This window comes from Streptomyces sp. Edi2, from assembly GCF_040253635.1.
GTDB lineage: Bacteria > Actinomycetota > Actinomycetes > Streptomycetales > Streptomycetaceae > Streptomyces.
On the sequence record NZ_JBEJGX010000003.1, the window covers coordinates 1,623,759 to 1,643,024 of the forward strand.

At 70.4% G+C, this 19,266-nt stretch carries 17 protein-coding genes; 9 read left to right on the top strand and 8 right to left on the bottom strand.

The features are described from left to right. The first annotated feature begins 48 nt into the window (after positions 1-48). The 7 genes from ABR737_RS10690 to ABR737_RS10720 all read left to right on the top strand — a co-directional run bounded on the left by ABR737_RS10690 (position 49) and on the right by ABR737_RS10720 (position 6,470). Positions 49-906, top strand: a complete 858-nt coding sequence (locus tag ABR737_RS10690; RefSeq protein WP_350249946.1) for a 3-hydroxybutyryl-CoA dehydrogenase — start codon at positions 49-51, stop codon at positions 904-906. Positions 907-1,190: 284 nt separating this feature from the next. Further along, positions 1,191-1,316: a hypothetical protein gene (locus ABR737_RS10695; protein ID WP_350249947.1), complete on the top strand. Its 126-nt coding sequence runs from the start codon at positions 1,191-1,193 to the stop codon at positions 1,314-1,316. A gap of 144 nt (positions 1,317-1,460) precedes the next feature. Further along, the gene (locus ABR737_RS10700) at positions 1,461-1,871 is read left to right on the top strand and encodes a hypothetical protein (protein WP_350249948.1); all 411 of its coding nucleotides are present in this window, start codon (positions 1,461-1,463) and stop codon (positions 1,869-1,871) included. After that, entirely contained in the window at positions 1,868-2,407 is a 540-nt protein-coding gene (locus ABR737_RS10705; RefSeq protein WP_350249949.1) for a type VII secretion system-associated protein, read from the top strand. The genes ABR737_RS10700 and ABR737_RS10705 overlap by 4 nt, the downstream gene beginning before the upstream one ends. Positions 2,408-2,917: 510 nt before the next feature. Continuing rightward, complete coding sequence (locus tag ABR737_RS10710) at positions 2,918-4,264, top strand: MFS transporter (RefSeq protein ID WP_350249950.1); 1,347 nt, start codon at positions 2,918-2,920, stop codon at positions 4,262-4,264. Between the two features lie 519 nt (positions 4,265-4,783). Next, positions 4,784-5,305: a hypothetical protein gene (locus ABR737_RS10715; RefSeq protein ID WP_350249951.1), complete on the top strand. Its 522-nt coding sequence runs from the start codon at positions 4,784-4,786 to the stop codon at positions 5,303-5,305. Beyond that, on the top strand, positions 5,295-6,470 hold the full coding sequence (locus ABR737_RS10720; RefSeq protein ID WP_350249952.1) for an MAB_1171c family putative transporter: 1,176 nt from the start codon (positions 5,295-5,297) through the stop codon (positions 6,468-6,470). The genes ABR737_RS10715 and ABR737_RS10720 overlap by 11 nt, the downstream gene beginning before the upstream one ends. A 305-nt stretch (positions 6,471-6,775) precedes the next feature. Here ABR737_RS10720 and ABR737_RS10725 read toward each other — a convergent pair whose 3' ends face one another. Both ABR737_RS10725 and ABR737_RS10730 read right to left on the bottom strand, forming a co-directional pair. Beyond that, positions 6,776-8,194, bottom strand: a complete 1,419-nt coding sequence (locus tag ABR737_RS10725; RefSeq protein ID WP_350256742.1) for an aldehyde dehydrogenase family protein — start codon at positions 8,192-8,194, stop codon at positions 6,776-6,778. A gap of 159 nt (positions 8,195-8,353) precedes the next feature. Beyond that, positions 8,354-9,169 (bottom strand): SDR family NAD(P)-dependent oxidoreductase, encoded by an 816-nt coding sequence (locus ABR737_RS10730; protein WP_350249953.1) that lies wholly within the window; start codon positions 9,167-9,169, stop codon positions 8,354-8,356. Between the two features lie 572 nt (positions 9,170-9,741). Here ABR737_RS10730 and ABR737_RS10735 point away from each other — a divergent pair. After that, positions 9,742-9,999 (top strand): hypothetical protein, encoded by a 258-nt coding sequence (locus ABR737_RS10735; protein WP_350249954.1) that lies wholly within the window; start codon positions 9,742-9,744, stop codon positions 9,997-9,999. 56 nt (positions 10,000-10,055) lie between these two features. Here the strand turns inward: ABR737_RS10735 and ABR737_RS10740 are convergent, their stop codons facing one another. The 3 genes from ABR737_RS10740 to ABR737_RS10750 all read right to left on the bottom strand — a co-directional run bounded on the left by ABR737_RS10740 (position 10,056) and on the right by ABR737_RS10750 (position 12,749). Next, on the bottom strand, positions 10,056-10,586 hold the full coding sequence (locus tag ABR737_RS10740; protein WP_350249955.1) for an NUDIX domain-containing protein: 531 nt from the start codon (positions 10,584-10,586) through the stop codon (positions 10,056-10,058). 48 nt (positions 10,587-10,634) lie between these two features. Next, positions 10,635-11,972: an NsdA family TPR-like regulatory protein gene (locus ABR737_RS10745; protein ID WP_350249956.1), complete on the bottom strand. Its 1,338-nt coding sequence runs from the start codon at positions 11,970-11,972 to the stop codon at positions 10,635-10,637. Positions 11,973-12,155: 183 nt separating this feature from the next. Continuing rightward, positions 12,156-12,749, bottom strand: a complete 594-nt coding sequence (locus tag ABR737_RS10750; RefSeq protein WP_350249957.1) for a TetR/AcrR family transcriptional regulator — start codon at positions 12,747-12,749, stop codon at positions 12,156-12,158. Between the two features lie 82 nt (positions 12,750-12,831). Here ABR737_RS10750 and ABR737_RS10755 point away from each other — a divergent pair, with 82 nt between their 5' ends. Then, on the top strand, positions 12,832-13,770 hold the full coding sequence (locus ABR737_RS10755) for an oxidoreductase (protein ID WP_350249958.1): 939 nt from the start codon (positions 12,832-12,834) through the stop codon (positions 13,768-13,770). Here ABR737_RS10755 and ABR737_RS10760 read toward each other — a convergent pair. The 3 genes from ABR737_RS10760 to pheS all read right to left on the bottom strand — a co-directional run bounded on the left by ABR737_RS10760 (position 13,745) and on the right by pheS (position 19,050). Beyond that, positions 13,745-14,965 (bottom strand): PP2C family protein-serine/threonine phosphatase, encoded by a 1,221-nt coding sequence (locus ABR737_RS10760; protein WP_350249959.1) that lies wholly within the window; start codon positions 14,963-14,965, stop codon positions 13,745-13,747. The genes ABR737_RS10755 and ABR737_RS10760 overlap by 26 nt on opposite strands. Positions 14,966-15,373: 408 nt before the next feature. Beyond that, the gene (gene pheT / locus ABR737_RS10765; protein WP_350249960.1) at positions 15,374-17,899 is read right to left on the bottom strand and encodes a phenylalanine--tRNA ligase subunit beta; all 2,526 of its coding nucleotides are present in this window, start codon (positions 17,897-17,899) and stop codon (positions 15,374-15,376) included. Continuing rightward, positions 17,899-19,050, bottom strand: coding sequence for a phenylalanine--tRNA ligase subunit alpha (gene pheS / locus ABR737_RS10770; RefSeq protein ID WP_350249961.1), 1,152 nt, complete (start codon positions 19,048-19,050; stop codon positions 17,899-17,901). Before pheS ends, pheT begins: the two co-directional genes overlap by 1 nt. Between the last annotated feature and the right edge of the window lie 216 nt (positions 19,051-19,266).

Genomic DNA, 19,266 nt, shown 5'->3' on the forward strand with positions numbered 1-19,266 from the left:
CGGCGTAACGGCGGATCGCCGGTCCTGAAGATCAGCGAAAGGCACGATGTGACCGACATCGAACGCGTCGGAGTGGTCGGTTGCGGCCAGATGGGCGCCGGCATCGCCGAGGTGTGCGCCCGCGCCGGGCTGGACGTCATGGTCGCGGAGACCACCGGCGAAGCTCTGGAGCTGGGTCGCACCCGCTTGACCAACTCCCTCGGCAAGGCCGCCGAACGCGGCAAGATCAGTACCGAGGAGCGCGACGCGACGCTCGACCGGCTCAGCTTCACCACCGACCTCGGTGAGTTCGCCGACCGCGATCTCGTCATCGAGGCCGTGGTGGAGAACGAGCAGGTCAAGACCGAGATCTTCCAGGTCCTCGACCAGGTGATCACCCGGCCGGACGCCATCCTGGCGTCCAACACCTCGTCGATCCCGCTGGTGAAGCTGGCGGTCGCCACCTCCCGGCCCGACCAGGTCATCGGGATCCACTTCTTCAACCCGGCTCCGGTGCAGAAGCTCGTCGAGCTGATCCCCGCCCTGACCACCGGCGAGGAGACCATCAAGCGCGCCGAGTCCCTGGTGCAGGACGTGCTGGGCAAGCATGCGATCCGCGCCCAGGACCGCTCGGGCTTCGTGGTCAACGCCCTGCTCATCCCGTATCTGCTCTCCGCGATCCGGATGTTCGAGTCGGGCATCGCCAGCCGCGAGGACATCGACAACGGCATGGAGATGGGCTGCGCCCACCCGATGGGCCCGCTCAAGCTGGCCGACCTGATCGGCCTGGACACCGTGACCTCGGTCGCCGCCTCCATGTACGAGGAGTACAAGGAGCCCCTGTACGCCGCTCCCCCGCTGCTCGCGCGCATGGTCGACGCGGGCCGGCTGGGCCGGAAGTCGGGGTCGGGCTTCTACCCGTACTGAGGCAGCGCGACGGCGCCGCCAAGTGGCGCTCTTCCAGGGTGAGTTCACCCTGGAACAGCGCCTTCGGCCGGCCCGGACCACCCCGGGTGGCTCCCGCCACCCCCGCCGGGCCCGCCTCCGCACAGCCTCGGAGGGCAGGCGTGTCTCTGCACGCATGGTGGTGCTACCGAGTGACGACGGCCGGTTGGGCTGTGTCGCCTCGCGTTACGTCGCCCAAAGGCGTCCGGCCACCGGCCGGCCATCGACAGAGACACCTCCGGGACGAAGGACCGGGACCGCCCGGGTTGTGGACCTCTCACGGCGCCGCGCACGCCTTCCATCAACCCAGCGCCCATGACGCCAAGACCTGGGCCGCTGACCACCTCACCACGGTCCTCGCAGGCCAGGCCACCCACGCCGCCGGCGATTGACCGCAAGCCATCAAGGGGGCCCGGGAGATCTTCCCCGACGGGACCAAAGGAGAATGGACGCCGCCCCCCCATACGAGCCTCAACGCCCGTCGCTCCCGCCCCTGAAGCACCGCCCGCCAGTCAACTGCCCGAAGGATGGACCCGATGAGTGGTCACCAGGTCCCCGACCGTTTCGAAGTTCTCGCCTTCAACGGCGACCAGCAGGCCGACGCCGTCCTGCGCTGGGAAGGCGACAACTACGATTTCACCGTGCTCGCCGACGGCCCTTGGGGGCATGTCACCGGCAGAGCGGATGACTGCTTCGAGGCGCTCACCCGCATCCGCGAGCAGATCGAACCCCAGGGGTGGCTCCTGGGTGTCAACGGCTCGCGTCGCGACACCTGGCCCTCCGGGATGTGCCGTGGGATGGGGGGTTTCCTCGTCTACTGGCTCAGGCCCGGGCTTCGCCCCACCGGCGCCGATCGCATCCAGACATTCCACCCCGCACCCCCCGAGACGCTGGCCACGGTCGCCGAGCAGATCGCCTTCGAAGAGCAGTGGAGCCAGTCGCTGTGACCACCCCAGCCGGCCCTGCCCCCGCCGTTCCCCCGGTCACCGCGGCTCTGCGCGCCCAGGCCGCACAGCAGCGCGGCGGCTACGTGTACGCGATCGACCCGTACTTCGACCCCAACGGCGCCGTCCCCCCGTACGGCATCGTCGGCGGCTGGTCCGTCGGCAGCTCCGGCCGGCTCGTTTCCTTCCAGCACAACCCGAAGTACCGCCCGTCGCCGATGGCGTTGGAGTTCCCGTCCCCTGTCACCGCCCTGGACGCAGCCCTGCAGCGCGCCGTCACCGGTTACGGCAGCGAGCAGGAACTCCTCGCGGCCTTCCGCGACGCCCCGCTCATCCTGTTCGCCCAGGAGGGGCAGACCGGCCTCTACACCGTCGTCGAGAACGACGGCAGCCGCTACATCCCGGCCTTCACCCACCCCACCCACACCCCCGGCACCTGGCACCGGTGGCACCAGACCACCGGCCATCAGCTCGCCGCCACCGGCCTCCCGATCCGCCTCAACCCCGGCCACCGCATCAGCCTGACCATCCCGGGATAGGCCGGGAATCAAGCCGGCGGCGAGAACGCCGGCCCCAACTCTCCGCCCTCCACCCCGTCCTCCGGCCTCCCCGGACAGAACACCTAGGCACTCGTGGAGGCCCCGCTGCTCGCCGCTGGCCTGCTCACGGCGCTCGGCCCCCGACGCCGCACGGCCCTGTGGCAGTCCGCCATGGGCGCCAAGGGCCGCCGCGCCCCGGAGCTTCGCCTCCTCGCCGCACAGCAGACCGAGGATCAGGCAGCGAAGATCGCCGAACTCCCGGACCCCTGCCAGGAACAGATCTCCGGCGCCAGGTGCGGGCCGTATCCCGGGACACGGGGGTCGTGCGACCCGAGACGGCCCCGGGCACTACGGAGCGGACGACATACCGTCAAGTCATTCGCCAAAACGGCAGTTCGGAATCATGCCAGGCGCTACGGCCGCGCTGTTGCACCGGTCTTCGCGTCCGCACACTGCTGATCAGTTGGTTCCGTTACGAACAGCCCGTCCCTCATAGTGATCTCTTGGAGCATGATGCGCCGGACCTCGCGCACGCCCACTGGACGCCCCCGGCTGTCCGCCGCCCACAAGGCGGGACTCGCCGGCCTGGTGGGAACCACAGTCGAGTGGTACGACTTCTTCGTCTTCTCCACTGCATCCAGCCTGGTCTTCCCAGAGTTGTTCTTTCCCGGAGCACAGCAGACCACCGGTCTGCTGGCATCGTTCGCGACGTTCTGGGTCGGCTTCCTGGGCCGCCCTGTCGGTGCAGCGCTATTCGGCCATTTAGGGGACCGGCTAGGACGAAAAAGCAGTCTGGTGGGGACGCTTCTGCTGATGGGGGCGGCTACCACGGGCATCGGTCTGCTGCCTAGTTACGACGAGGCGGGGATCACCGCTCCGGTGCTGCTGTGCGTCCTGCGGCTCGTCCAAGGGATCGCAGTGGGCGGCGAGTGGGGCGGCGCAGTACTGCTGGCCGGTGAACACGCGCCGCAGGGACGGCGGGTGATCCTGACGGCCATGGTGCAGCAAGGGACCCCGCTGGCCTCAATCCTGACCAGCGCGGTCTTCATCCCGTTCTCGCGACTGGGTGACGGCGAATTCCTGGCCTGGGGCTGGCGGGTCCCCTTCCTGCTCTCCACCGTCCTCATGGCCGTCGGCCTGGTCATACGGCTGAAGGTGCCCGAATCCCCGGAGTTCGAGGGACTGTCGGCGCAGGGGCGGGTGGCGCCCGCCCCGGTGCGCGACACCTTGCAGCGACACTTCCCGAAGATGGCCGTGTGCGTCGGGGCCTGCGCCGTTCCGGTTGCCGGGACGTATCTGGCCGGCACCTTCGTGCTGTCCTGGGCGACCGTGCACATCGGCTTTCCCCGGGAGAAGGTGCTGGGCGTGGTGTTGTGCGCGGCTGTCGCCCGGTTCCTGCTCCAGCCCGTCGCTGCGATAGCCGCCCAACGCTTGGGGGCCGCAAGGATCTGCGCCGTGGGGCTGGCTATGTACTTGCTCGCCATTCCGCTCACCGTCCTGGCGTTGGGGAGCGGTTCGCTGCTCCGGATCGCGCTGGGGGTGTGCGCGTTGGAGTCCGCCAGCGCCGTCGTCTACGCGGTGGTCGCCGCCCTGCTCGTCGATGCCTTCCCGGTCCGTGTGCGCTACACCGCGATCTCCTTGGCCCAGCAGTTGGCTGGTGTGGTGTTCGGGGGCACGGCGCCGGCCCTGGCCCAGGCCCTGGTCACGGTGGGGCACGGCTCGCTGTGGCCGGTGGCCCTCTACCAGGCGTTCCTGGCCGTCCTGTCAGCCTGTTGTCTGCCGGCTCTGGCGTCCGCCCGGCGCACCGCCACGGCGGCCGCACACCCCCGCCAGGAGGTGGCCGATGCGCCAGGGTAGTTTCCGTGGGGCAACACCATTGGCAGGGCTAGACTCTCTGCCCTCTTGGTGGACGCCGGGTCGGCTCCTGCCTCCGTTGGGAGACCTCTGTTGAGAAGGGCGGGAGATGCGCAGTAGCGGATCGGCACGCGGCGAGGACGACCGTCCGCTGCTGCTGCCCCCCGGGCAGCGCCTCAACAAGCTGATCGAGACGCTCTCTCCCGATGAACGTACCCGTCCCGGTTACGCGCGGCTCGCCAAGGAGATCCGTGAGACAACCGGAGGCGCCATCTCTGCTACCTGTCTCCGGGAGCCGGCTACCGGAAAGAGACGCAACCTCACGCTGGAACAGCCGGACATTCTTACGCAGGTCTTCGGAGCACCACCCGAGTCCCCCCGCAGCTGGACCCCGTGGCTGAGGCAGCGTGCCTTTAAAAAATGCCCAGGTGGGCCGGGTCCATTGTGATGTCACTGATGTGCCGGATCGCACGCGCCCCGAAAAGCGACCGGTCTTCCCCGCAGCAGGCTATTGGGAGAGGAATGCCCAAAAAATACGCTCGATTACATCAGCGTTGCCAGTCGGCTCTTGACCAACTCAGTCTGCCACGCCCTTTCACCATCGATGCTTTGTGCCAGGAGCTGGCCGCACAGCGCGGACGTCCGTTGCATCTGCATCCGCTGCCGAAACAGGCCGCCCGGAACAGCATCTGCGGCATGTGGCTCGCCACCAAGACCGACGACCACATATTTTTCGAGAAGCGCACCAGCCGCGTGCACCAGGAGCACATCGTGCTGCATGAGATCGGGCACATGCTGTTCGACCACCGTGGCACGGACCTGGGGCACGGCGAGGTCCCTCAGGTCCTGTTCCCCGATCTGAACCCGCAGTTGGTTCAACAGGTGCTCGGCCGCGCCAGCTACACCAACCGTCAGGAACAGGAGGCGGAGATGCTCGCCAGTCTGCTGCGCATCCGTGCTTCACCGTACGCCGCCCGAGCTCCGCACGGCGTGCTGGGCCGACTGGAAGCCGCGCTGGGCGCGCGTGCCGCGGATGAACGCTGAACCCTCCCACGCACTGCACTGGTTCGAGTACCTGTGTGTGGGCTGCCTGTGGCTGGCTCTGGCGATACGGGCCTCCGCCGCCATGCGCAGCCCTGAACAGCGTGGACTGTGGCTGGCCGTGGCCACCGCTTCGGTGGCCATGACGCTTACGCTCCCCGCCACGACCCAGCTCGCCTTCCAGGCCACCGGAGGGGTCCACGCCATCGCCCTGGCGAGGAACATGAGCGGAGTGCTCTCGTCGGGCGCGGTCCTGTACTTCGTCTCGGCGGCCGCCGGCGGCCGCCGATTGCGCCTGAGCGCGTGCTACGTGACGAGCCTGGCCATAGTTTCCCTACTGGTCCTGGATTTCCTGGCTCCACCACACCAGGAACATGCCGTGACGAGCCAGGGTGGGCCGACTCCCTCCACTGCCTATTGGCTCGTCTTGATTGTGGACCATCTCGCTGCGGACATCTCCTGCACCGCCTTGTGCCGCCAGTACGGCAGACGCACGGCCAACCCTGTCCTGCGGGCAAGCTTGCGGATGTTCGGAATCGGCACCGCGCTCTCCTGCCTGTTCTGGCTCTGCCAGCTCATCAACCTGCTGCACCGCACCGATCGGATACTGCCGCTCCTCCCGTACGTCATGAACATGCACGGGCTGCTGCGCGCGATCGCCCTCCTGACGCCCTCGTTGTGGGCCGTGCGGGGCGCCACCGCGGAGATCTGCACCATCTGGCGCCTGTGGCCGCTGTGGCGCGACCTGGTACAGGCTGTGCCACACGTCGCGTTCATCAAACCCCGCCACCGACTGCTGGAAATCGTGTGGCCGCATGCGTCCTGGCGGCTGCTGGCCTACCGCAAAATCATCGAGACCCGGGATGCCATCCTCGTTCTCAATGACTATGTCGCCGCCGGTGCGTGGGCTCGCGCGCGCCGCCATGTGGCCGCCGTGGGTGTCAGTCACGCCAAAGCCGATGCGACAGTCCTCGCGTGTGTGATGTCAGGGGCACGCAGCGCCAAGCTCGCCGGTCTGCCTCAGCAGCAGTCCGCCGGCACTCTCGTCAGCTTCGAAAACGACGACCTCGAAAGCGAGAAGGCATTCCTCCTCGACATGGCGCGAGCTTACGCCTCGGCCCCGGCCCGGAACTTCGCGATCCATCCGGACACATCCGACAGGAAGTGAATTCGGCATCGCTGTACTCGAAGCAGCTCAAACTCCACCAATGCGAGCCACGTTCACGCCATCTGACGCAGGCGAGTCAGCAGATATCCTCAACCAGCTCGTACGCGACATAAAGCGTGGCAGGGCAGGGAAATGACGAAGCCCCTTGTCGTTGGTGTACTGAGCGGAATCACGGAACCATCGAGAAGGGGCTTCGCCACGTCACCCCGCCTGCCCTGCTCTCTTCACCCTTCCGTCATGGGATGAAAAGGGTTCACTCAGAGTGCGGGGCAGAGCCGTCGGCGGCGTCACCAGGCACAGCACTGTCAGAGTTGTAGCGACTTTGTCTGCAGAAATTCCATGAGCCCATGCTTGCCGAGTTCTCGCCCGACGCCTGATTGCTTATGGCCGCCGAAGGGAGCGAGCGGGTTGTATGCCCCGCCGTTAACCGTCACTTGGCCGCACTCCATCGAGCGCGCAAAGGTGATCGCCTGCTCCTCCTCGGCCGCCCACACGGCCCCTGCCAGGCCATAGTCAGAGTCATTGGCGATGCGCAGAGCGTCCCCCTCGTCCTCGTACCTCATGAACGAGAGCACAGGGCCGAAGATCTCCTCGCGAGCAATGCTCATCTCGGCAGTGACGTCAGCAAAGACTGTCGGGCGGACGTAGTGGCCCTTGTCTCGTCCTTCAGGGGCCTCAGGTCCACCCGCGACGAGACGGGCGCCCTCTGCCATGCCACGACGGATGTAGTCGCGGACTTTCTCCCGCTGGGCGCTGCTCACCACCGGGCCCAGGCGGCAGCCGGGATCGGCCGGGTCGCCGGGAACATAGGAAGCAACCTCCTCGACGGCGATCCGAACCGCCTCTTCATAGTCATCGGCATGCACCAATGTGCGCGTCAACGCATTGCAGGACTGTCCTGCATTGCGCATCACGTCAGCGACATTGACGCGGACAGCCTGTGCCAGGTCCGCTCCGGGGAGGATGACACCGGCGGACTTGCCACCAAGTTCCAGGGCTACCCGCTTGACATCAGCGCCGGCAAGTGACCCGATGCGCTTCCCGACAGACGTGGACCCCGTGAACGAGACCATGTCGACGCCAGGGTGGCGTACGAGTGCCTCCCCAGCTTCCGTGCCCCTGCCGGTGACCAGGTTGAAGACCCCCATAGGGAGGCCCGCGGCTGCCACGCACTCGGTGAACATCTGGGCCGAAAGAGGAGTCAACTCCGCAGGCTTGAGCACCACCGTGCAGCCCGCGGCGAGTGCGGGAACAACCTTGCAGACGATCTGGTGCACCGGGTAATTCCACGGTGTGATGGCGCCCACGACTCCGACGGGCTCAAGCAGGACAAGCGAGTTGCCCACGCGCTCCTCGAAGGCGAAGTCGGCCACAAGCTCAGCATGCCGGCGCGTCGTGGTAACCGGCAGACCGGCTTGTACCCTGCGGGAGAACCCGATGGTGGTTCCCACCTCGGCGGTGATGAGTGAGGCCATCTGATCCTGGCAGGCGGCGAGTTCGTCAGCCAACGCAGCCAGTAACTCGGCACGGCGAGCAGGCGTGGTGGCCGCCCACCCCCGCAGTGCCGAACGAGCCGCGTTGACTGCGGCATCAACATCGGCTGCAGAACCGGCCGGGACAGCTCCGACAACACGCTCGTCCGCCGGATTGATGACCTCGATGACGTCTGTTCCTGCCGCAGGTCGCCAGTGCCCTCCGATGAACACCTCATCGTGTGCATTCACAAACATGCTCCTCCGTATGTCGGGCGGTAGCGGAAACACAGGCGTGAAGACTGTATGACACACCGACCTCGGTCATTCGTGAGAGGCCGTCGACTCGTTGGCAGCACTCAGCCGGCCCCGCCGCGGGCCCTGTGGAGCTGGCCCGCGGAGGGCGGTCCGCTACCGGCGCGGGGTGCGCGCCTCGATCCGGTGGTCGAAGGCGGCGCCGCCGACGCCGACCGTGGTCACCCCGCCGTCGACGGTGAGGACTGCCCCGTTGACGTAGGACGCGGCGGGCGACAGCAGCCAGTCGATCGCCTCGGCGACCTCTTCCGGTTCGCCCGGCCGCCTGGCGGGATTCAGCCGGTTCGCCTCCTCGTACGCCTCCTCGGCGCCGCCCGCCAGCCCCGCCTCCGCCGCGAACCGAGCCATCCGCTGGTCGGCCATCTCCGTACGCACCCAGCCCGGGCAGACCGCGTTGGCCCGCAGCCCCTGCGGCCCGTAGTCGACGGCGAGGGAGCGGCAGAGGTGGAGCAAACCCGCCTTGGACGTCGCATAGGCGGCGTTGCCGGCGCTGTTGCGGAGCGCGCCGACCGAGGCCACCGCAACCACCGCGCCGCGGGCAGCCAGCAGATGCGGCAGCGCGGCACGCAGCAGCAGGAACGGGCCGGTGAGGTTGGTCCGTATCAGCTCTTCCCAGTCCTCGACCTCGGTGTCGCCGACCGCGCCACCCCGCCCGATTCCGGCGTTGAGCACCACACCGTCGAGTCTCCCGTAGGCCGTCACCGTCGTCTCGACGAGCTCGCGCACGGCCTCGGGGTCGGCGGCGTCGGAAGGGTGGGCCAGCGCTCCGGTCTGCTCGGCCACCCGGCGCAGTGGCTCGGGCCGCCGCCCGGAGATCACGACCTGATGGCCGGCGGTGCGCAGCAGCCGGGCGGTGGCGGCCCCGATCCCCGTTCCCCCGCCCGTCACCAGGACAACACGCTGTTCCGACATGGTCGTTCGCCTCCGAAGTGGTCAGCTTCCGGTTCCCCGCACCGCGAGCATACGAAGCAGCGGCACCGCCAAGCCGACCGGGTACCGACGCCCTCGGCACCGCGACCGGGTGCGGGGCGAGGAACTACCGCGGCGGAGGGCAACGGCGAACAGCTCGCGAGCTGTCCCGAAGAGGGTCTTTCCGGCCGGCAGCTGCGGCCAACGCCCGCGCCCAGGGCATCACGTAGCCGGAGCCGCACGTGAGGGTGGCTGTCCGCCCGCCGCTCGGGGGAAAACCGGCGGGCGGACCCCGGGCCGGCGGGCGCCCGTCCGCCGGCTTCGGCCCCCGTGGCACTCTCGAGTCAACTCCGGTGCGGGCGCCCGCGGGAGCGTGTGAACCGCCCCGTCCGGGGTGCGCCATTCACACCCCGTGCGGACGCCACCCCGCCGGTCACGCCCCGTCATCTCACACGGGGTGTGAACCGCAGACCCGCATATCCCCGCCGCACACGCTCCCGCCCTTCGCCGCAGCGCAGTTGACTGCTGCCCGTACGGACAACGAAGTCGCTGACTGAAGGAATGAGGAGCGGACCGTGACCGCCCACCCCGAACCCGATCTGGTCACCGCCGACTTAGCCGAGCTGAGGCGTCTCCTGGACGTCCGCTCCGCCCGGGTCGACGGCCAACTCGCCCTGCTCGCCCAGCGCTCCGAGCAGCAGGCGCGCGACGCGGACGATGTGCAGGCCCGCGTCGCACGACTGGAGCACACCCGCTGGCCCCTGCCGTCCCTCGCCGCGCTCACGGGGCTCGCGGCGCTGATGGTCGCGCTCTGGCAGGCGCTCGGCCGGTGACCGCCGGGCCGCGGTCACCGGCCGGTTCCGGCCGGTTCCGGCCAGGTCCCGCCGGGTCAGCCCAGGCGGAGGTGATGCAGCATCAGCAGCGCGGCGGCCATGCCCGCGGCCGGCACCTCCCCCCGGGCCACCATGTCGGGCACCAGCTTCAACGGCACCCACTCCCGCCGCTCGGACTCGAAATCGTCCTGGGGCAGGCCGGTGTACTCGCCCTCCTCGGACCAGTAGACGTGATGCCGGGCATCGGTGAGGCCGTTGGAGGGCTCCACCGTGAGGAGGTGGTGAAGGGGGCCCGGGCGCCACCCGGTCTCCTCTTCCATCTCCCGGGCGGCCGCCGCCGCGATGTCCTCACCGTCCTCGACGACACCGGCGGCCAGCTCCCAGCCCCAGGTGTCGGTGATGAACCGGTGCCGCCACAGCAGCAGCACCTCTTGGGCCTCGTTGACCACCGTGGCCACGGCGACGGGCCGCATCCGGATCAGATAGTGATCCAGGTGTCGGCCGTCCGGCAGTTCCACATCGGCCAGGTTGACCCGGAACCACGGATTCGCATAGACGGGCTTTTCGCTGAGACTGTTCCAACGCACGTAACTGCCACCTTCCGCTGAGGAGCCGGCAAGGTGACACGAGCCCGGTCACAGCGGAACGCGCAGCACCTCGTCGATGAGATCGGCAGCCTCGTCCGTCGCGGAGCTCCCGGTCTCCGCCAGATGCTCGCGCACCGCCCGCAGCCGGTCCCGCAGCCGTTGCGACTCCATGCCCCGAGCCTGCTCCGTCATCTGCGCGGCATTGGCCACGGCCCGGTCCGCATCGCCTTGACGCAGCTCGATATGGGTGAGCATGGCCAGCCGGTGGACCCGGCCGCGGTCGTGTGCGGGGGTGTCGACGGCGGCGTCCGCCTGCTCCCGGGCGGCCCGCAGGTCACCGAGGCTGAGCAGCGCCTCCGCCACTTGTACGTTCACCAGGCCGGGCTGGACGTAGCCCGTCTCGGCCGGCTCCTGTCCGGGCCGGATACGCTCCGCGGCCGCCTCCGCACGCCGGATGCACGACAGCGCGCCCGCGCCGTCGCCGAGCCGTGCGTAGGCCTTGGCCTGCATCGCGTAGAGGTCCGCGGCGAGCGCCGGGGTGATCTGCGGGCCCGCGGCCCGCAGCGCCGCCTCCGCGAAGGCGACCGCCTGGCGGTACTCCCTCACGAAAAGGGACTGGTTGACCAGCAGCGCGATGACATACGCACCGAGGCCGCGGTCCCCGCTGGCCTTGGCCAGCCGCAGCGCCTGATGGAAGTAGCGCTGGGCCAGCCCGAGAGCGTCCGAGTCGTACGCACAGATGCCCGCGACCGAGACCAGCCCGCCGGTCGCCCGGTGGAGCTGACGCCCCGTCGCATCGCTGTAGCTGCCCCGCAGCAGCGGCGCCGCCTCGGCGTTGAGGAATCCCACGATGCGCGCTCTGGTAGCGATACCACCCGCCTTCCGGTACATCGTCTCGTAGTGCGTCCGCGCGGCGCGCAGCATCTCGATATCGGCCATACCGACCCGCGTCAGCCCGTCGCGCGACACATCGGAGTCCTCGGGCGGGTTCTCCCACTCCCATACGGGGATGACCGCGGAGGTGCCGGTGAGCGCGGGGGCGTCGAGGATATGCGGCCGTTGCTGCTCGTCGGAGCGCCACAGCGCGGTGGCCCGCTCGACGAAACCGGAGAGCGGGGTGCCGGCGGCACGCCCCGCCCCCGGGCCGCTGAGCCCGATGTCATCGAGCCCGACCGGCCGGTGCAGCCGTTCGCCGAGGATTTCGCAGATGAGGTCCGGTACCTGCCCGCGCGGCCGCTGGCCCTTCAACCACCGGGCCACCGCGGTGTGTTCGTACCGCAGTGCCAGGCCACGGCAGCGGCCGAGCCGATTGATGCGCGCGGCGAGGCCGGCATGCGAGATACCGGCCTCGTCGAGGATCGCGTCGAGCAGGGTGTTGGGCTCCATACCGGCCTCCCGGTGAGCCGGGCCCGCCCACGGACCATCAGCTCATGGCCTTGTCGACTTCACCACTGTGTCAGTCGAGCGTAGTAAAGCGCCCCTCACACGGGGTGTGAAGGGTGCCGGTCGCGGTGAAGGATGCCGGACGCCGGGGACAGGTGCCGGACGCGGGAGAAGGTGCCGGGAGACTCAACTCGGCGCGCAGCCGCGCAACATGTACGTGATGACCGCATCGAGGCCGGCGTCGACCTCCTCGGCCGAGAGCACCCCGCTCACCGCGAAGCTGGCGAAGCCGTGCAGGGTGGTGAACACCGGCATCCCGATGTCGTCGACGGGCCCCTCCCGCACCTCACCGCTGCGCTGCCCCTCCGCGACCAGCTCCACCGCCGTCGCCCCCAGCCGCTGGCCGGCCGTGATCAGCGCCTCGGACGCCGCCGGGTCGTGCTTGACCGCGTACATGAGGTCGAGCAGCTCGGCATTGGCGACGGCGAAGTCCACATAGGCGCGGACGAGTCCGCCGAGCCGGTCGGCGAAGGCCTCGCCCGCCGCCGCCAGGGACGCGGCCAGCGCCTCGTCCAGCCGGTCGAATCCGGCCAGCGCCAGCGCGTCGAGCAGCGCCTGCTTGTCCTTGAAGTGCCGGCTCGGCGCGGCGTGGCTGACGCCGAGGTCGCGGGCCAGCTCCCGCAGGGACAGGGCGCCCGGCCCCTTCTCGCGGAGCGTCTGCTCGGCGCGGGTGAGCAGCGCGGCGCGCAGGTCTCCGTGGTGGTAACGACGAGTCTGCATGACCGCCATCCTATCCCCCGTGTATGCACTGGCTACATTGTTGTCATTGACATCATTGTAGGCGTTGCCTACATTGACGCCCATGACTCACACCCCGAAGTGGAACGCAGCCGACCTTCCCGACCAGACCGGCCGCACCGCCGTCGTCACCGGCGCCAACAGCGGACTCGGCATCGCCACCGTCGACGCCCTCGCCCGCGCCGGTGCCCATGTCGTCCTCGCCGTACGCGACACCGCACGCGGCGAGGCCGCCGCCGACACCGTGCGGGGCGCCCGGGGCAGCGTCGAGGTCCGCCGCCTCGACCTTGCCGACCTCGCCTCCGTACGCGCCTTCGCCGCCGCCTGGCAGGGCCCGGTCGATCTGCTGATCAACAACGCCGGCGTCATGAACATCCCGGAGTCCCGGACCAAGGACGGCTTCGAGATGCAGTTCGGCACCAATCACCTCGGCCACTTCGCGCTGACCAACCTGCTGCTGCCCTACGTCACCGACCGCGTGGTGACCGTGGCCTCCGGCGCCCACCGGATGCCCGGGACCCGCATCCACTTCGACAACCTCAACCTGGCCGGCGCCTACCGCCCCATCACCGCCTACAGCCAGTCCAAGCTGGCCAATCTGCTGTTCACCCTGGAGCTCCAGCGCCGTCTCGCCGCCGCGGGATCGCCGGTGCGCGCCCTCGCCGCGCACCCGGGCTGGGCCGCCACCAACCTCCAGGGCGCCGACGCCAGCGCGCTGCGGCGCGCGGTGATGCGGGTGGGCAACCGCGTGGTCGCCCAGGACAACAAGGCCGGTGCGCTCCCCACGCTCTACGCCGCCACCCAGGACCTGCCCGGTGCCTCCTACCTCGGCCCCGACGGCCTCGGCGAGATGCGCGGCGCACCGACGATGGCCGGCAGGACCGCCGCGGCCAGCGACCCGGCGAGCGCCCGGCGGCTGTGGCAGGCGTCCGAGGAACTGACCGGCGCCACCTTCCCCTCCTCCCTCGGCGGGGAGGTCACCGCGCAAACCGCTCGCCGGTAGGCGGGCTGCCGGCCCTCGCCGCCGGCACCCGCACCCGGTCGTTGCTCAGCATCACCAGCGCCACGTCATCGGTGAGGCGCCCGTCCGCATGCCGCAGCAGCGCCTCCCGCACCTCCCCGACCACCCCCGCCGGCGAGGGTCCGCACGGCGCCGCGGCGGCCTCGACGCTGCTGCGTAACTCCTGGGCCAGCGGGAAGAACTCCCCTGCCGCGTCCCGGGCGTCGGCTGCCCCGTCGGTGTGCAGGAACAGCCCCTCCCCAGGCCGCAGTTGCCCGCACCGCACCGCGGACAGCTCCTCGGGCAGCGGGAACAGTCCCAGCGGCGGCATCGGCTCGGCCGGCGCGATCGGGGCGACCGCCCGGCCGGCGACCCGGTACGGCCAGGGATGCCCGCAGTTCAGCGCCGTGACGGACCCGTCCCGCGCCACCTCCAGAAGCAGCAGGGTCACGAACTCCTCGGCGAACGCACTCACCGGGCCCGCGTCACCGACCGCCGGCCGCTCCATCAGCGCCCGCTCCCGCAGATGCCGCTGGTGCGACCGCTCCAACCGCCGTAGTACCTCGCCCAGTTCGGGTTCGTCGTGCGCCACCTCGCGGAAGCTGCCGAGCATCGCGGCGACCGTGCCGATGGCCTCCAGACCGTGCCCGCGCACATCCCCGATCACCGCCCGCACGCCGTGCCGGGTCCCTACGACCTCGTACAGATCCCCGCCGACCATGGCCCCCTCGCTCGCGGAGAGGTGGCCGGCCGCCAACAGCACCCCGTCGACCCGCCGGGGCAGCGGCCGCAGCACCACCCGCTGCGCGGCGACGGCGACCTCGCGGGTGCGCTCCAGCTCCCGCACCAGCCGCAGCCGCCGCCCGGCCGTCAGATAGCTGGCGCCGATCACCGCGAGGATGGCACCGCAGGTCATCATGCGCGTGCCCACCCCGGTCCCGGGCTCCACCGCACCGAAGGGCACCAGCGCGATCAGCGCGCACACCCCGCCGAGCAGCACACACCGGCGGCGGCCGGTACCCGCACAGGCGATGGCCGGTGCGGCGGCGAGCAGCTGCAGCGGTTGGCCGCTGGTCGGACGGCACAGCTCCCAGGCCACCACGCCGAGCACCCACAGGCCGGGCAGAACGAACACGAAGGCGCGCCGGACGGCTGCCGCTCCGGCGCCGCCTCCGCCCGTCGCCCAGGTTCGGATCATGCCGATGGTCCCCCTAGCCGGTCCGGTGGTCCCCCGGGGGTCTCGTCGCACTCCCCAGCAGGCGTTGAGCGGCCCGGCCGGGCCCACCGCCGCGCTCACACGGGCCGCCGCAACCGGGTCGATTCTTGCGACGTTCCGTATCCGTCCGACGACAACCCGTACATCCGTCACCCGATCGAGTGATGGTGTCCGGATCCGATCGCCTCCCGCGGTCAGCGGGACGCCCACGGCGAACCACAACGCACCACAGCCTCAGCGCCTCCGGCCCGCCCCGGCGCCCCCACACAGCCCTCTCGGACCCGCCCGTCGCAGACCCCACTTCGCACACCGCACACGACGAGGGCGCGGACGGTCTCACCGTCCGCGCCCTCAGCCCTCAGCGCACGCCGTCGTGTGGCAGGCCCACGCTCAGCCGCGCAGCACCGCGCCCGTCCGCTCCACGGCCGCCGCGACCGCCGCGTCACGGGCCGTCGAGGCCTCCTCCGCGGTCAGCGTCCGGTCGGCGGCACGGAAGCGCAGCGCATACGCCAGCGACTTCTTGCCCGCGCCGACCTGCTCACCGGTGAAGACGTCGAACAGCCGCAGCGATTCGAGCAGTTCACCCGCGCCGTCGCGCAGCGCGTCCTCCACCTGCGCGGCCGGGACCGCCTCGTCGACCACGAGGGCGACGTCCTGGGTCGCGACCGGGAAGGCCGAGATCTTCGGCGCGCGCAGCGGGCCTGCCCCGGCCCGCTCCAGGCGGTCCAGGTCGATCTCCATCGCGCAGCTGCGCTCGGGCAGGGCCAGCGCCTTGATGACCCGCGGGTGCAGCTCACCGGCGTTGCCGACCAGGATCTCCTCGCCGTCGGCGACGGCGAGCAGCGCCGCGCAGCGGCCCGGGTGGAACGGAGCGTGCTGGTCCTGACGGACGATCAGCTCCACACCGGCCTCCCGTGCGACGGTCCGGCCCGCCTCGATGGCGTCCGCCCAGATCGCGGGGCGTGCGCCGCCCCACCAGCCGGCTTGCTCACGGCCCCCGGCGAGCACCACGGCGGCGCGCCGCGGCTGCTGCGGGAGGGAGGCGTCCAGCGAGGCGATCTCGTCGTCGGTCGGCCGGCGGTCGACGACCAGCCGGGAGGCCGGCTGCTCGTCACCGGTCGCCCGGAAGACCGGCCCGGTCTCGAAGAGCGCCAGATCGTGCGTACCCCGGCCGTAGTTGCGGCGCAGCGCGTTCAGCAGCCCCGGGATCAGGGTCGTGCGGAGGTCGGGCTCCTCGTCGGAGAGCGGGTTGACGAGGGTGACGGCCGCGCGGCGCGGGTCGTCGGGCTCGATGCCGAGCTGGTCGAGGATCGCCGAGCCGGTGAACGGGTAGTTCAGCGCCTCGACGTAGCCGGCGCCGGCCAGCGCCCGGCCGACCCTGCGGTGCAGCCGCTGACGCTCGGTCAGCCCCCGGCCGGCCGGCGGCTTCGGGAGGGTGGAGGGCAGGTTCTCGTAGCCCTCCAGCCGGATGACCTCTTCGGCCAGGTCGTTGGGCTCGCTGAGGTCAGGACGCCAGGACGGCACGGTCACGACCAGCTCGTCCTGGCCGTAGGCGTCGCAGCCGACCTGCTGGAGGCGGCGGACGACGGTCTCCCGGCCGTAGGCGACACCGGCGACCTTGTCCGGGTGGTCGGCGGAGAGGGTGATCGTGCGCGGCCCGCGGGGGGTGACGACCTCGGTGACGCCCTCCCCGGCGGTGCCGCCCGCGAGCAGCACCAGCAGATCGACGGTGCGCTGCGCCGCGGCGGACGCGGCCTCCGGGTCCACCCCGCGCTCGAAGCGCTTGGCGGCCTCCGAGGACAGCTTGTGGCGGCGGGCCGTACGGGCGATGGAGAGCGCGTCGAAGTGCGCGGCCTCGATCACGACGTCGGTGGTGCCGCGCTGCTCGCCGGTCTCCGGGTCGGTGACCCCGCCCGCGATCTCGGTGTTGGCGCCGCCCATGACACCCGCGAGGCCGATGGGGCCGCGGTTGTCGGTGATGACCAGGTCCGCGGCGTCCAGCACCCGCTTGGTGCCGTCCAGGGTGGTCAGCTTCTCACCCGCGGTCGCCCGGCGGACGCCGATCGGACCGTCCACGCTGGTGCGGTCGTAGGCGTGCAGCGGCTGGCCGAGCTCCAGCATCACGTAGTTGGTGATGTCGACGGCCAGCGAGACCGGACGCATCCCGGCCTTCTGCAGCCGGCGCTGCAGCCAGAGCGGGGAGCGCGCCTCGGGGTTCAGACCGCTGACCGTACGGGCCGTGAAGCGGTCGCAGCCGAGGGGGTCGGAGACCTGGACCGGGTAGCCGGCGGAGTTCGGCGGCGGCACGTCCAGCAGCGCCGGGTCGCGCAGCGGCAGCCCGTACGCGGTGGCTGTCTCGCGGGCCACCCCGCGCATCGACAGGCAGTAGCCGCGGTCCGGGGTGACGGCGATGTCCAGCACCTCGTCGACGAGCTCCAGCAGCTCGATCGCGTCGGTGCCCACCTCGTACTCCGGCGGCAGCACGATGATGCCGTGCGTGCCGTCGTCGCCCATGCCCAGCTCGTCGCCGGAGCAGATCATGCCGTGCGAGGTCTTGCCGTACGTCTTGCGCGCGGCGATCTTGAAGTCGCCGGGCAGCACGGCGCCGGGGAGGACCACCACGACCTTGTCGCCGACGGCGAAGTTCCGCGCGCCGCAGACGATTTCCTGGGGCTCGCCGGTGCCGTTGGCCTGGCCGACGTCCACCGTACAGAAGCGGATCGGCTTCTTGAAGCCCTCCAGCTCCTCGATGGTCAGCACCTGGCCGACGACGAGCGGGCCCTTGAGGCCCTCGCCGAGGCGCTCGACGGTCTCGACCTCCAGGCCGACGGCGATGAGCTTGGCCTGTACGTCACGGCCGGTCTCCGTCGCCGGCAGGTCGACGTACTCCCGCAGCCAAGAAAGCGGGACCCGCATCAGATCTCCATCCCGAACGGCCGGGTGAACCGGACGTCGCCTTCGAACATGTCACGCATGTCTTCCACGTTGTGCCGGAACATCAGCATCCGGTCGATGCCGAACCCGAAGGCGAAGCCGCTGTACTTCTCCGGGTCGACGCCACAGGCGATGAGCACCTTGGGGTTGACCATTCCGCAGCCGCCGAGCTCGATCCAGCCCTCGCTGGAGCAGGTGCGGCAGGGACGGTCGGGGTTGCCCACGGACTCGCCACGGCAGACGTAGCAGACCATGTCCATCTCGGCGGACGGCTCGGTGAACGGGAAGTAGTTCGGCCGCAGCCGGGTCTTCATGTCCGGGCCGAACAGCGCCCTGACCATGTGGTCGAGGGTGCCCTTGAGGTCGGCCATGGTCAGGCCCTCGTCCACGGCCAGCAGCTCGATCTGGTGGAAGACCGGGGAGTGCGTGGCGTCCAGCTCGTCGGTGCGGTAGACCCGCCCCGGGCAGACGACGTAGACCGGCGGCTCGCGGTCGACGAGCGTACGGGCCTGGACCGGCGAGGTGTGGGTGCGCAGCACGACGCCGCTCTCGTCGCCCTCGGTGCTTCCCCCGGACTCCGTCCGGGAGGTGCCCCCACCCTGGACGAAGAAGGTGTCCTGCATCTGGCGCGCCGGGTGGTCGGGCACGAAGTTCAGGGCGTCGAAGTTGAACCACTCCGCCTCGACCTCGGGGCCCTCGGCGACCTCGTAGCCCATCGCCACGAAGACGTCCGCGACCCGCTCCATGAAGGTGGTCAGCGGGTGCCGGGCGCCGGCCGGGGTGCGGTCGTAGGGCAGCGTGACATCCACCGCCTCCTCGACCAGCACGCGGGCGTCGCGCTCCGCCTCCAGCTCCTCCTGGCGGACCTTGAGCGCCTGGTTGACCCGGCCGCGGGCCTGGCCGACGCGCTTGCCGGCGTCCGCCTTGGCGTGCGGGGGCAGGGCGCCGATCTCACGGTTGGCGAGCGCGAGCGGCGAGCGGTCGCCGGTGTGCGCGACCTTCACCTCACGCAGCGCCTCCAGGTCGCCCGCGGCGGCGATGGCGGCCAGCGCCTCGTCCAGCCGTGTGGCGATCGCTTCCGGTTTCAGGGCTTCGACCTCGACAGGGTCGTACGACTTATTGGGTGCGGACATCTCTTCCCGTGCTTCCGGTGGACTGGCTTGGCTTGGCTCGCGTCGCCTCGGCTGTTCGATCACAAACTTCGCTCACAAACGTCGATGACGAACGTCGATCACGAACGTGGGATACCGAGCCCGCGTGTGCCCGCGATGCCTGTGCGCCAAAGGTGCCAAAGGTCAAGTCTAAGGGGGACGGGCCACGCGGCAGGCCCGAGCCCCTGCGGGGCGCCC